This window comes from Salipiger sp. PrR003, from assembly GCF_010500785.1.
Taxonomy (GTDB): domain Bacteria; phylum Pseudomonadota; class Alphaproteobacteria; order Rhodobacterales; family Rhodobacteraceae; genus Salipiger; species Salipiger pacificus_A.
In genome coordinates this window covers 1-12,650 of record NZ_JAAGOV010000030.1, presented here as the reverse complement: position 1 = coordinate 12,650, position 12,650 = coordinate 1, and the positions used below count along the sequence as shown (strand labels likewise).

Below are 12,650 nucleotides of genomic sequence, written 5' to 3'. Positions count from 1 at the left end.
GTCGAGGTCTGGGTCGATTCTGTGCGAACATATGACGTTCGAGATTGTTGGGGGGTAGCTGACCGCAACGCCAATCCAGGAGGATCACATGCCAGACCGTCTGCAAATGCAGGATCCAAGAAAGCAGCATCCCGCTCCGCCCTTCGCGAAACAGCCCCAGCCGGCCCCAGGGCTCACCCGACGATTGACCCCCGCGGCTGACCATGGCGAAGACAGCTACGTCGGCACTGGAAAGCTCGAGGGCCGCAAGGCGCTGATCACCGGCGGGGACTCCGGGATCGGGCGGGCCGTCGCAATCGCCTATGCAAGAGAAGGGGCGGATGTGGCGATTTCCTATCTTCCCGAAGAGCAGCCGGACGCCGACGAAGTCATTGCGTTGGTGGAACAGGCGGGGCGTAAGGCTGTTGCGATACCCGGCGACGTGGCTGACGAAAGCCATTCACGGCAACTGCCAAAAAGAGCGGCTTTTGAGCTCGGTGGGCTCGACATTCTTGTAGTCAACGCCGGACATCAGAAATCCTTTTCGTGCTTCGATGACGTCACGAGCACCGATTTCGACACGACTATGCGGACCAACCTCTACGCCCTTTTCTGGACGACGCAGGAGGCGGCCAAGTTAATGCCGCCGGGCGCCTCGATCATTACGACGTCTTCGGTTCAAGCGTATGACCCCTCAACCACCATCTTGCATTACGCCACAACCAAAGCGGGCATCGTTGCCTTCACGAAGGCGCTTGCCTCGGAACTGATTAAGAAGGGAATTCGCATCAATTCCGTTGCGCCAGGTCCCATCTGGACACCCCTGAATCCGAGCGGCGGGTCCTCCCAAGAGAAGGTCGAGAACTTCGGCGGCGGGAGTGCCTTTGGTCGGCCGGGACAGCCGGTCGAACTCGCACCGGTTTATGTCCTCCTCGCATCGCAGGAAGGAAGTTACATCACGGGCGAAATCTATGGCATCACTGGCGGAGCTGGCATCGCTTGACCACCCGCTTACCTCAGTGGCAATGCACATGACGTCTGGTGATCTACTCCTGCGACGGGTCAAGCCTGACTGAAATTTTCCACGAAACGTTGGGTGGGGTCGCCGTGAGGGCAATCTTTCCATTGCAGTGGGCCTCGGAGCGTACGGGGCGCGGCGGTCCGCGGCGGAAGAAGGGCAAGACTCTCAGAATCTGCGAAGCGATATATCCAGTAGAGAAGATGCGCCTTCATCGCCATCCCTGCCGCGATGACTGGGGAGATTGCGATGACGCCGTAGTAGGGGAGCCGAGGCGATGAGGCTGATCCTCGCCTCGACGAATTCCGACCAGAACCTCGACGCGATAATTTTCGACCGGGGCCTGCCGATGTGCCGCGGGCGCTGTGCGAGCGAGCCGTCATACGCGATCTCCGCCCGACCCTTTTAGTTGTTTCGCCAGCGCCCCGTTGCGACCGACCCCTCGTGTCGCGAGGAGCCGACCCGACAGCGGTCACGGCTTCGACGGACCCCGCGACTTCGGCTGCGCGGGATCCGCATGCGTGGCACTTGCCGAAAATTGCCGATCCGCCTCGTCACGGATGCGCTCTTCCATGCGCCGCCCCGCAGTCTTCGCTGCGTCGCTCAGCGCCTGCTCCGCGGGCTTGTCTCCCGGGGTGCGAGCATCCGCCTCGGCCCGAACGTTCCGGGCGATTGCGGCACCCTCATCCAGAGCCGCATCGGCCACCGCCGCAAGTCGGTCGCGCTCCTCGGCGAAGATCTCCTCCGCCTCGGCAAACAGCGCATCGCTATACTCTCCGACGAAGGAGTCCTCAGCCCTGCTTCTGGGCAAGGCACCCCCAAAGGCGGCACCGAGCGCCATGGCTAGTGCGCCGGCGACCAGCGGGTGTTTGTCGTAGAGGTCGAACGCCTCCGCCGAAGCCCGATTTGCCTGTCGTGCTGTCCTTTCCCGCGCGATCAGCGCGCGCTCGCGCGCACCCAATACCCGACGTCGAGCGGCTTCGGACATTTGCTCGGTCCCGGCGGCGATCCGGTCGTACCCCTCCTGTAGGAAGGACTGGGCTCGGTCTGCGCGCTCGGAAAGCGCTTCGCGGGCCTCTCCCACGGTCCTGCGTGCCGAAGTGAAGCCCTCGGAGACTCCCGCCCGTTCTTGCTCGAACCTGGCCTGAAGCCTAGCTTGCGCTCGCTCTACCCGGGTTCGAAATCCTTCGCTATCGTCGTCATCACGGTGCAGAACGTCGTGGTAATGGGCCGATAGGCCCGCGCCGTAGCCGGCCCGCGGCGTGGACCATTCCGTGTCGGTATTGTCGCGGTCAAAGCCCTCACGGACGTCTTGGCGGCGGCGTACGCGGCGGCTCAGCGGATCGCCAGCAAGGCGGTTATCCTCCTCCTCGTCAAAGGAGCGGCCGAAGGCCAGGAACGCGATGCCCGCTGCGGTGAGCGTCAGGCCGATTGGGTTCTGCTTCGCCGATTTGTTTAGTGCCTGACCCATGTCCCTGCCATGGGTCTGAAGGTGTCGTCCGATCTGTACGAAGATTTCGTCAGGCGAAAACCGGTTCTGCAACTCGGAGATCGAGGCGTTCAGCGCCTGACGCTCTTGGTCGATCTCACGCTCGATTTCACTGGGGCGCTTTCGCTCAGCCATTGGTGGTCTCCCGGATTGCCGAGACATCGCGGCGGACGTTCTCGGAGGTGCGCGTTGGTGCAAGGCTGGTCAGTTTCAGATTGTTCAGACCGCTCCTGATCATGATGAGAGCCGCGATGAGGGCGATGCCCCCCACGATCAGCGCGGACCAGAATGGGTGCAGGCCGGCGGCCGACAGGGCGGCGACGATGGCTGCGGCAATGACATTCAGTCCGACGAGGCTGAAAACCACGCCGGCCACGATCACGCCGAGCGCATTTGCGACGCCTTGGGCGTTTTCGCTCATCTCGGCGCGCGCGAGCTGAACTTCCTTGCGCATGAGCGTGGCCATCTGTGAGATGATCGTGGTGATAAGGTTGGTGGTTTCCGTAGGGTACTTGGTCTTCATCACAGTCCCTCCCGGTCTGCGGCTGTTGCGGAGAAGGCGTCTCGCTCACTCGCAACGCCGGTCGTCGGGGTGTCGCTCCCGGCCGCGCCACCGACATCGCCCGCACTCCTCACGGGCCTCTTGGAAGCAGTAGAAGCGACCGGGCCGCTGGCCTTGGCAAAGCGTGCTGTTGCGACGCCCAGTCCCACGGCCGCACCGAGGTAGGCGAGCGGGTTGCGGCGCGCGAAGGCCGACAGATCTCCGGCAATCTGCGAGAGATCACGGTCCCGAATCGCATCGGACGCGTCGGCGAGAGAGGTTGCGATTTGCGATATGATGCGCTCCTGGGGTGAACCACCGTTCATGTCTTCGGCAGCCTTGCGAAACGCACTGGATGCCTCGGAAACGCCCTCGGCAAACTGATCACGCTGGGTTTCCCCGAAGGTACCGGCGTGCTCCCTGACCTCGTCCACGGTCTCGCGGGCCTTGGATTTCAGGCCGTCTCCCATGTCTCTTGTGACGTCCTGGATCGACACCTCTGGATTGGTCTTATCTGACGGTTGGGTCATGCCTTCCTCCTGTTGGATGAGTGACTTCCGGGCCTGTTCTGACCCGAGCAGCAGAAACTGGATGAGAGCGAGTTCCGTTGTGTGCGCTTGAAGGGTGGCGCCATGTTTCTCGTGTTCCAGCAATCGCGCCTCGCCTTTGGAAAATCGGACCTGAAACAGCGATGCCTGCAAAAGGTTCCTGACGGTGGCGCGGCAGGCGCTCGTGGAAGCGGTGAAAGGTGCCCGCAGCGGCGCCTGACATTCTCGGGAACACAAGGCGCTTGCCCCTGTTAGAGCGGGGCGCGCCGCCAGCGGGGTTCAGCAACTGCGGCAGGTTCAGGCAAACACGCCCGGCGCCGCCCTTTCGATGAAGAAGGACAGCTCACATGCCAGACGATCGCACTCTCTATCACCCGACCGCGCAGACCCAGAAAACTGCCGAAAGCGACACTCCCCCTGCCGAAGCGGGCAACGGCGGAGAACTGCACCAGAGCAACCCGGACGCTCCGCGCATGACTACGGCGCAGGGCTCGCCTGTCTCGGATGACCAGAACACGCTGCGCGGGGGAGAGCGCGGGCCGGCGCTCATGGAGGACTTCCATTTTCGTGAAAAGATCTTCCATTTCGATCATGAGCGCATCCCCGAGAGGGTGGTACACGCCCGTGGCTACGGGGCACATGGCTATTTCGAGTGCACCGAGGCCATTCCGAACCTGACCCGCGCGAGCCCCTTCCAAGAGAGCGGCAAGCAGACGCCGGTTTTTGTCCGATTTTCTACAGTGGCTGGCAGCAAAGGGTCCTTCGACCTGGCGCGGGACGTGCGCGGCTTTGCGGTGAAAATGTATACAGACGAGGGAAACTGGGACCTCGTGGGAAATAATATCCCGGTCTTTTTCATCCAAGACCCCATCAAGTTCCCGGACCTCATCCATTCGGTGAAGCCCGAGCCAGATCGCGGCTTCCCGCAGGCGCAGTCGGCACATGACAATTTCTGGGATTTCATCTCGCTGATGCCGGAGGCGATGCACATGATCATGTGGATCATGTCCGACCGCGCCATTCCGCGGTCATTCCGCTTCATGGAAGGTTTTGGCGTGCACACGTTCCGTCTCATTAATGCGGAAGGCGAGAGCCATTTCGTGAAGTTTCACTGGAAGCCGAAGCTGGGGCTGCAATCGGTGGTCTGGGACGAGGCCGTGAAGATCAACGGCGCCGATCCCGATTTCCATCGTCGAGACCTCTGGGACGCCATCCAGAACGGCGACTTTCCTGAGTGGGAGCTGGGCGTGCAGGTCTTCGATGAAGCCTTTGCAGATCGGTTCGAGTTTGATGTTCTGGACGCAACCAAGCTGATCCCGGAGGAGGACTGCCCGATCCGCATCGTCGGACGCATGATGCTGACCCGGACGGTGGACAATTTCTTCGCCGAGACCGAGCAAGTGGCGTTTTGCACGCAGAATATCGTTCCGGGCATCGACTTCACAAATGACCCGCTGCTGCAGGGGCGCAATTTCTCCTACCTCGACACGCAGACGAAGCGCCTTGGCGGACCGAACTTCACCCACATCCCGATCAATGCGCCGCGCTGTCCCTTCCATCACTTTCAACAGGACGGGCACATGGCAATGCACAATCCGGCAGGCCGGGCCAATTACGAGCCGAATAGCTGGGCGCAAGGCGGGCCGCGACCGGATCCGAAGGGCGGGTTCTCGAGCTATCCTGAAGAGTTGGGCGGAGCAAAACGCCGCCTTCGACCCGAGAGTTTTGCCGACCACTACAGCCAGGCACGGCAGTTTTATCGCAGTCAGACGACGGTCGAGCAGCGGCACATTGCAAATGCACTCACCTTCGAGCTGTCGAAGTGCGTGGTCGAGAACATTCGCCTCCGTATCCTGTCCCACTTGCGGCTGGTCGACGAGGGCTTGGCGCGCATGGTGGCCGACGGACTTGGGCACGAGTTGCCTGAGGCCGCTACGCCTGCGCGCGCGCCTGTGGACCTTGGGGGCTCGGACAAGCTATCCATTCTGAAGAACGGGCCGAAGAGTTTCCGAGGGCGCAAACTCGGGATCCTCGTGACCGACGGCGTGGATCGCGGTCTCTTGGACGCGCTGAAGGAGGCGGTCGAGGCAGAGGGCGGCATGATCGAGATCGTCGCTCCGAGGGTGGGCGGCGTGATCACTTCGGGTGGCGACAGGGTGCAGGCCAACCAGAAGATCGATGGCGGACCCTCGGTGCTTTACGACGCGGTTGCGATCGTGGCTGGCGAGGACGGCGCGAAGTATCTTGGCACCATGCTGCCGGGCAGGCAGTTCGTCGCGGACGCTTTCGGTCATTGCAAGTTCATAGCGATGACGACCGAGGCGGCACCGCTCTTCGAGGCGGCCGGCGTAAATATCAATGCCGAGGGTATCATGACGCTCGACGACCCGCAGGCCGCCGCCGAGTTTGTGAGATCCTGCGGTTCCCTGCGCGTCTGGAGCCGTATGGTCTAATCACTTGGACCCATTTTCTGCACGTCCTCAGTGGGCGCCGCGCCAACTTGCGGCGTCTTGGACCCAACGCCGCGGGAACATTCTCCAGTTGGAGATGTTCCGGTGGTCCCCGCAAGAAGATGGAGGCTCTCGTGGTACGTCTTGACAGTATTCTTTTGCTGGGTCTGGCGCTGAGCCTGTTCCCGCTGACCGGCGGGGCAGATGCGCCCGGCCCGGACGTGTCGATAAGCCCAGGAGAAGGGCAGGGGCCTTACCTCGTCGGTGCGGACGGGCGTCCATTCTATGTCATGCTGACACGCACGAAGGGTGGGGACGATTTGGCGCCGCTGCAGTCCTGCGGCCCCGGATGCAGGACTGAATGGCCACCGGTGATCGTGAACGCGCCGCCGCAGGCCGACCAGGGCGTCATGTTGGAGCTGCTGGATACGGTAAACTGGCGAGGCAACCGAGTTTTGAGATATTCGGAGCAACCGTTATTTCGATACGAGCGGGACAAGCCTGGCGAAACGCCAAGAGGGCAGGGAATCTTCGGATACGGCGGCTTCTGGGCGCTGGTATCGCCGGACGGCACCCCCATCACCAGCGACGCGATACCCGAACGGGCGGGCGATAGTGCAGATGGCAAGTAGCACCCCCTGCGCAGGCGTAACCTACGCGGCAAGGTCGAATGAGGAAATGCCAATGGCAGGTAGTCATGATCGAAATGCGAAAAGGCGATTGGGCCCCGGGAAGGGAATGGAGACGGTGTCGTCCTACCTTGCCGAACCGAGCCGGCCCAAAGGGGAACACGGCCCTCGCCAGCCCATTCTGCCGGATCCACCCGTCTATCCGCCGGTCGGGCGCAGTGACGACAGGGCGCTCGCTGTGCAGGTTCGCGCGGTGCTCGAAGCCGACGGGCGGCTGGCAGAGCATGCGCGCCTCGGCGTGCAAGTCGGAGACGGGGTTGTTCACCTGACAGGAAACGTAGAACGCGAATTTCAGCGCACGCTGGCGACGGCGCTGGCGCAATCGGTTCCGGGCGTTCTGAGCGTTCAGAACGCCATGATTGCCAGCGAGACTTGATACCTTCCAAATTGTTGACAGCCTCGCATGAGGCGTGTTCCCCAAAAGGAAAGGAAACGACATTGTCATCTCCCGATACCAACACTCGCAAGGAGGCGCGCCGACACTGGCCGCCGCTGCTGGCTCTTCTTTTGGTCGTCGTATTTGGCGTCGGCCTCATCCTCTACTGGGTTGCCGAAGAGATCGCCGAGGCTCCCGACGAGGACGCGCCGACCACAACTGCACCCTCGGCACAGGATGTAGAGGACGGTGACGTCGCTGTACCTGATGGGGCGCCGGAGCGCGAAGCGGAGCCAGAGCCACTCAACCCTGGAGCACCCGACCTATAGACTGCGCACCGGCGCTTCAGTTGCCGCAGCCAACTGCCTGAGAAGCCAGTGAGGATAGCTTTCGCATCGATGCGACTCCAGTCCCAGAACCTGGCGGAGGCTCTCAATGGGGGCCGCCAACTCGGCTTCAATGCAAAGCGTCTCGGCCGGGCCACCCGGAGCGCCGTTGACGTGCGCGATCTCAATCTCGGCCCCCGGTGCGCTCAGGTGCACGCGGAGCTTGTGCATGGTGATCGCCGCATGACCGAGGCCGCGAAACGCCGCGATCATATCCTCGGAAGCGTAGACCTGATGCGCCTGCAGCACCGGAAATTCGTCCGCGTCGCAAAATGTGCCGGTGAGGTCGGCACCCCGAGCAGGAAGTGGCACCGAGCCTATGGGGTGCCAGCGCTCAGAGCCTCCCGCTTGCCCGAGTTGTAGCTTCAGTTCGAGGTTCTGCCCGCCGCGGAGTTTGAAGGACTGTCGGCACGAGCGGTGCTGGAGGTAGATGTCCGTCCGCTGCTCTTGGGCCCGGATGTTGTAAAGGCCGAGAAGCCTTTGCCGCAGCGCAGGAAGTCTCTGTGCAAAGAACCGAAATTCCAGCCGTCCCATGTTGCCCTCTTCGCAGCCCAGCCATTGTGATTGACTGCGAACAACTCGCGCACTGCTCTGTTCCTGACGCCCCGGAAAATTTTCCTATGAGGACCGTCTGCTCAGTCGGGGGAGAGATGTTCGGAGCGGCTATTCCGGATGCCTTTCGGTCGGACTTCGGCAGCGCGCGCCGGCGACCTTGGTTGATTTCTTGGCTGAATCTCGGCGGTGCATGACTACTGGCTGGTGCCACTGACTGGGAGCGCGAGGCATGCGGTCGCCATCACCTACTACTGCACCCTGACTTTGTGACTGGTTTCGGGAGAGCATGCCGCGCGCATCCACGCGGGGCTATCACGAGCGAGCCGAGTTTCTCGCGCCCGGGCTGGTTGTCTTTGCGAAAGATGATGTCAAGGGGGAGCACCGGTGCCAACTTCAGGCTCGCCACTTCGAACGGGGTTCCCGCTGGAGTTGGCGAGCCGTGGCTCGCGCTGACCCTGACCTCTCTGTGCCAATCGTCCTCCGCCTTCTGACGCTCTTTGAACGCCGTGCGGATGCAGATGTCGGCGCGTCGGATGGAAAGCGGCAGAGTTCCGGGCTGGAACAGTCTGGCTCCTGAGCTGTTCAGAAGTTCTGCGCTGTTGCGCCAAGACGTCAAACGAGAGGAGATGACGGTATGAAACGGAAGTTCTTGATGACGGTGGGATCTGCAATGCTTGCGGCGCTGCCGGTCGCGGCACAGGACTCGGGCGCGATGTTCCTCACCCAGACGGATGAGGACGCGGTGCTCGCGACCGAATTGATGGATATGCGTGTCTACCGCAGCGACGAGCCTGCCAGTCAGGAGGGCTACGAAGGTGTGCAGGAGAACTGGGACGACATCGGCGAGGTCGGCGACATCGTCTTGTCGCGCGAAGGTCAGCTGCAGGCGGTCGTACTCGACATTGGCGGCTTTCTCGGAATGGGGGAACATCCCGTCGCCGTGGACATGTCTTCGCTGACCTTCGCGCCGGACACTGCGACCGATGCAACTGAGGACTTCTTCCTGCTGCTGAATGCAGATCAGGCTGCCTTGGAAGACGCCCCCGCCTTCGAAGCTTGGAACGCCGCAAGCGGCGCCGAGCGCGAAGCCATGTCGGAGGATCGAAACGAGCCGGGCGAAATGCAGGAGATGAATCCGGCGGACCAGGTCGGCAATGCGGCGACCAATACACCGGAGCCCACCAATGGGACTGGCCAACAGGCGGGCGGCACGCCTCTGAGCACGGACCCCGCCGCGGAAAACACCGACCCCGCAGCGGATGCGACTCTCCCCACGACGGAGAGCAATCCGACATCCGCGGAGACCGGCGAGACGGACGCGATGGATGGTGACAGCACGCCGACGGCGCGCCGCGACTACGTGGCCGCGGGGGAAGAAGACCTCACCGCGGAAACCCTTACCGGGGCCGCAGTCTACGGCAGCAACGACGAAGAGATCGGTGAGGTGTCGGAAATCATCCTTGATGACGATGGGACGGTACGCGCGGTGATCGTCGATGTCGGCGGCTTTCTCGGCCTCGGGGAAAAGCCGGTGGAACTCCAGCTCTCCGATCTGCAGATCGCGCGCTCCGAGGACGCTTCGTCGGTCGTGGTTTACGTGCCGATGACCCAAGATGAGCTGGAGGCGCTTCCCGCCTACGAAGGCTAGGCTCGACTTCCACGCCGGTCGGAGGAGACCGGACCTTCCGCGGGCGCGCTGTCCGTATTGAGCGCCCGTGGATCGGTTGGGCCTGTCGTGCCGAAACGCTACGTCACATGCGCAAGCACAGGAACATCAGGGCGCTGAGGTTGTTTGTGTCTCCGCCGGAGTTGATGCCGGTCCCAGGAGAATGAAAATGCCGTCAAAACTGATCGTGGTGTCAAACCGGATCCCAATGGGAGATTCATCTTCCGGGGGGCTCGTGGTGGCACTGCACGATGTCCTAGCGAGATCAGGAGGACTGTGGGTTGGAGCGCATCCCGATACGGGGTCGGACGACAGAACGCTGGAACTGGTCGGCAGCGAGCCATACCGCCGGTTGGCTTTCAGACTAAGCGAGACGGATTTGAAGAACTACTATCTTGGCTTTTCAAATTCGGTCCTCTGGCCGCTCTGCCACCGGCGCGGCGATTTGGTCGACCATCAACCAGGTTTTGAAGAGGCTTATAGGGCGGTCAATCGGAGGATTGCTCTCAGAATTGCAGAACTCGCCGATCCGGAGGACCTGCTCTGGGTCCATGACTATCACCTGCTCCCGCTCGCTTACGAACTCCGCAGCCTAGGGGTCAGGAACCGGATCGGGTTCTTTCTGCACATTCCCTTTCCTGCGCTAGGCGATCTTTCGATGCTGGCAAACCCGGAGAATTTCGCGGAGTGGATTTCGCATTATAACCTCCTAGGGCTGCAGACCAGAGGCGATGTCGCTCGCTGCCTCGAGATGTATCGGGCTGACCCTCGGGCCGAGTTCCTTCCATCTGGTTGTGTGCGATTTCGGGACCGGATCACGACCATAAGAAGCTTTCCGATCGGCATCGATGTCGAGGGCTTTCGGGCCGGCCTATTGGAGGGGGAGGATTGCCCCTTTGCGCAAGAAAAGCCGGAAGCTTTGATCATCGGCGTCGACCGGCTTGACTATACCAAGGGACTTCTCAATCGTTTCAGAGCTTTCGGAAGATATCTTGAGACCCGGCCCGAGGGGACGCGGCCCTGCTTTCTACAGATTGCGCCACCCTCGCGAGAGAAGGTCCAAGCCTATCAAGATATCACGCGCGAACTTGAAGAGATTTCGGGACATATCAACGGGGCTTATGCAGAGATCGACTGGACTCCGATCCGCTACATTCACCGGAATGTGGAGCGGAAATCTCTGGCACGACTGCACAACATGGCGCAAGCGTGCCTCGTTACGTCGCTCGCGGATGGAATGAATCTTGTCGCCAAGGAGTTTGTCGCCGCTCAGGACCCCGGGGACCCCGGCGTTCTCATCCTGTCGCGCTTCGCCGGAGCGGCGGAAGACATGACCGAGGCTCTCCAGGTAAATCCCTATGACGTCGAAGATATTGCCGCCGCAATCCGGCAGGCCCTCGCGATGCCGAAACTTGAACGCGTTGCGCGTCACCGCGCATGTATGGATGTTGTCGAAGACACAGAATCCTCCGTATGGGCAAAGACCTTTCTCAAGGTGCTTGGCAAGTGCCCTCTCTCTTTGACAGAGAAACTCTTGACGCCGGGCAAGGATTCGAGCGGTACCGAAGAAGCTGAGTCCGATGCGGAGGTTCACCGGTAGTGCGGCTCGGACCGGATCGGCCATCAGGCGAAGCTTGGCTCGGCAGTGACGTTGGTAAGAATAGCCTCGTGCGCTCTCCAAAGCCTCTGCTAACGGGTAATCCCCCGAATTTCAGAAGCTCACTTTCGTAAGTTTCTGTCGGCGCTCGAAATCGAGGGGCTAAGAAATCGGTTCCGTGCATGCTTGCGTTTCGGCTTGCTGAGCATCTTCCGGAACGGTCGTATGATTTCACGTCCCTCCGACATCCCTGCCTGGTACATTTTTGGTGTCGGATCTCGGTGTTCCTCCAGCGTTTCCTGATCACGCCTTCGCGAACCTATCGTAGTCATTGAACGAACAAACCGGAATATGCTCGGGCAATTCCCTGACCGTGTAGACTCTTTTGGTAAACTGCGTCGCCGCATCCCCGTTGAATTTGTCGTTGAACTTGCTGCGCGTCCATCGGTCCCCTTTGGCACACTCAATTTCTACGGAGTCGTGACATTAAATGCGGCAGCACGCCTGCCCCCATCACTTGCATAAAAGGGCTTCGACCAGGAGGACCGATACAAGGCTTCAAACAGCATGCCGGGGGAGGTGAGGTGAGTTGGGTTGAACCACGCCGCGCGCGCACGGAACCGATAGCCCTTTCCGGGGTTTAGTCTCCAAGACCTGGCCGCATGTCAATCGGACGCGACGGTATAGCCAATCCGGTGGTTTTTCCGATTTCTCACCGGAGCCAACGAAACGGCAGGCGAGGGTTTGTCCCGTCTGCGGCCAGGCATTTCCCCGAACCGGCGTCGCTCACTACTTCAAGAATCGCATGACAGTCAGGTGCCAAGACAATATGTGGAGCCACTGCGACAGACGCCCAGCCTGAAGCCCGATCCGTGCCACACGACGCCAATGTCGCTGAACGCAAAGGCGATGTCAGCGAGATGGATAAGCCTCTTCATTTCTCGGCAGATCTGACGGCCCGCGTCCACCGCATAAATGACATTCCTTTTGATCGACACGCCATCCGGCATAATACTCTATGCTACGTCTGCGTCCGTGGTGTTTGTAGCGGGCTCTGCCAGCTCACGTTCCGCCTGACAACCTTCTGCCATCTGCTCGAGGCGCGGCTTCGCTCAGAAAGCGAAGCTGGAGTTGGGTACGAGCCAAATACCCTATCTATGTTTAGGTAGGCTGCGCGTCCGACCAATGCTTGGTGGCGCTCCTGAACACCCTAAATCAGTGGACAATCCCCGGCGCGCCGGCACCTAGGCGGTGCGCGCCGGGAACACACGAGCGTCATTGTGCAGCGACACCGCTGGTGAAACAGCGCGACATTGCAGGTGGTGATTTTGGGGGAAGCGGAAGCCGGGCGTAGCC

General features: G+C 61.3%; 11 protein-coding genes. 7 read left to right on the top strand and 4 right to left on the bottom strand.

Annotation, left to right across the window (positions count from 1 at the left end; all coding sequences use genetic code 11):
* Positions 1–88: 88 nt before the first annotated feature.
* A complete protein-coding gene (locus G0D83_RS06630) occupies positions 89–982 on the top strand; it encodes an SDR family oxidoreductase (RefSeq protein ID WP_164190849.1) in 894 nt (297 codons plus the stop codon).
* 487 nt (positions 983–1,469) lie between these two features.
* Here G0D83_RS06630 and G0D83_RS06625 read toward each other — a convergent pair whose 3' ends face one another.
* The 3 genes from G0D83_RS06625 to G0D83_RS06615 are packed head-to-tail and all read right to left on the bottom strand — an operon-like array spanning position 1,470 to position 3,728.
* A complete protein-coding gene (locus tag G0D83_RS06625; protein WP_164190848.1) occupies positions 1,470–2,621 on the bottom strand; it encodes a DUF3618 domain-containing protein in 1,152 nt (383 codons plus the stop codon).
* Positions 2,614–3,009 (bottom strand): phage holin family protein, encoded by a 396-nt coding sequence (locus G0D83_RS06620; RefSeq protein WP_164190847.1) that lies wholly within the window; start codon positions 3,007–3,009, stop codon positions 2,614–2,616. Before G0D83_RS06620 ends, G0D83_RS06625 begins: the two co-directional genes overlap by 8 nt.
* Positions 3,009–3,728, bottom strand: coding sequence for a hypothetical protein (locus tag G0D83_RS06615; RefSeq protein ID WP_164190844.1), 720 nt, complete (start codon positions 3,726–3,728; stop codon positions 3,009–3,011). The genes G0D83_RS06620 and G0D83_RS06615 overlap by 1 nt, the downstream gene beginning before the upstream one ends.
* Before the next feature lie 194 nt (positions 3,729–3,922).
* On the opposite strand from G0D83_RS06615, the gene G0D83_RS06610 reads away from it, so the two are divergent.
* The 4 genes from G0D83_RS06610 to G0D83_RS06595 all read left to right on the top strand — a co-directional run bounded on the left by G0D83_RS06610 (position 3,923) and on the right by G0D83_RS06595 (position 7,419).
* A complete protein-coding gene (locus tag G0D83_RS06610; RefSeq protein WP_164190841.1) occupies positions 3,923–6,028 on the top strand; it encodes a catalase in 2,106 nt (701 codons plus the stop codon).
* Between the two features lie 131 nt (positions 6,029–6,159).
* Positions 6,160–6,657: a hypothetical protein gene (locus G0D83_RS06605; protein ID WP_164190837.1), complete on the top strand. Its 498-nt coding sequence runs from the start codon at positions 6,160–6,162 to the stop codon at positions 6,655–6,657.
* 106 nt (positions 6,658–6,763) lie between these two features.
* On the top strand, positions 6,764–7,090 hold the full coding sequence (locus tag G0D83_RS06600) for a BON domain-containing protein (protein ID WP_164190833.1): 327 nt from the start codon (positions 6,764–6,766) through the stop codon (positions 7,088–7,090).
* Between the two features lie 62 nt (positions 7,091–7,152).
* Complete coding sequence (locus G0D83_RS06595) at positions 7,153–7,419, top strand: hypothetical protein (RefSeq protein WP_164190830.1); 267 nt, start codon at positions 7,153–7,155, stop codon at positions 7,417–7,419.
* Here the strand turns inward: G0D83_RS06595 and G0D83_RS06590 are convergent.
* Complete coding sequence (locus G0D83_RS06590; RefSeq protein WP_164190827.1) at positions 7,414–8,010, bottom strand: hypothetical protein; 597 nt, start codon at positions 8,008–8,010, stop codon at positions 7,414–7,416. The two genes, G0D83_RS06595 and G0D83_RS06590, sit on opposite strands and share 6 nt — an antisense overlap.
* A gap of 655 nt (positions 8,011–8,665) precedes the next feature.
* Here G0D83_RS06590 and G0D83_RS06585 point away from each other — a divergent pair.
* Both G0D83_RS06585 and G0D83_RS06580 read left to right on the top strand, forming a co-directional pair.
* Positions 8,666–9,679 (top strand): PRC-barrel domain-containing protein, encoded by a 1,014-nt coding sequence (locus tag G0D83_RS06585; RefSeq protein ID WP_164190824.1) that lies wholly within the window; start codon positions 8,666–8,668, stop codon positions 9,677–9,679.
* 187 nt (positions 9,680–9,866) lie between these two features.
* The gene (locus tag G0D83_RS06580) at positions 9,867–11,297 is read left to right on the top strand and encodes a trehalose-6-phosphate synthase (RefSeq protein WP_164190821.1); all 1,431 of its coding nucleotides are present in this window, start codon (positions 9,867–9,869) and stop codon (positions 11,295–11,297) included.
* The last annotated feature ends 1,353 nt before the right edge of the window (positions 11,298–12,650 follow it).

Bases quoted from the DNA above. Each gene is read 5' to 3' on its own strand.
- G0D83_RS06630 (WP_164190849.1), top strand. From the start codon at position 89: ATGCCAGACCGTCTGCAAATGCAGGATCCAAGAAAGCAGCATCCCGCT.
- G0D83_RS06580 (WP_164190821.1), top strand. From the start codon at position 9,867: ATGCCGTCAAAACTGATCGTGGTGTCAAACCGGATCCCAATGGGAGAT.
- G0D83_RS06590 (WP_164190827.1), bottom strand. From the start codon at position 8,010: ATGGGACGGCTGGAATTTCGGTTCTTTGCACAGAGACTTCCTGCGCTG.
- G0D83_RS06625 (WP_164190848.1), bottom strand. From the start codon at position 2,621: ATGGCTGAGCGAAAGCGCCCCAGTGAAATCGAGCGTGAGATCGACCAA.
- G0D83_RS06620 (WP_164190847.1), bottom strand. From the start codon at position 3,009: ATGAAGACCAAGTACCCTACGGAAACCACCAACCTTATCACCACGATC.
- G0D83_RS06585 (WP_164190824.1), top strand. From the start codon at position 8,666: ATGAAACGGAAGTTCTTGATGACGGTGGGATCTGCAATGCTTGCGGCG.
- G0D83_RS06600 (WP_164190833.1), top strand. From the start codon at position 6,764: ATGGAGACGGTGTCGTCCTACCTTGCCGAACCGAGCCGGCCCAAAGGG.
- G0D83_RS06610 (WP_164190841.1), top strand. From the start codon at position 3,923: ATGCCAGACGATCGCACTCTCTATCACCCGACCGCGCAGACCCAGAAA.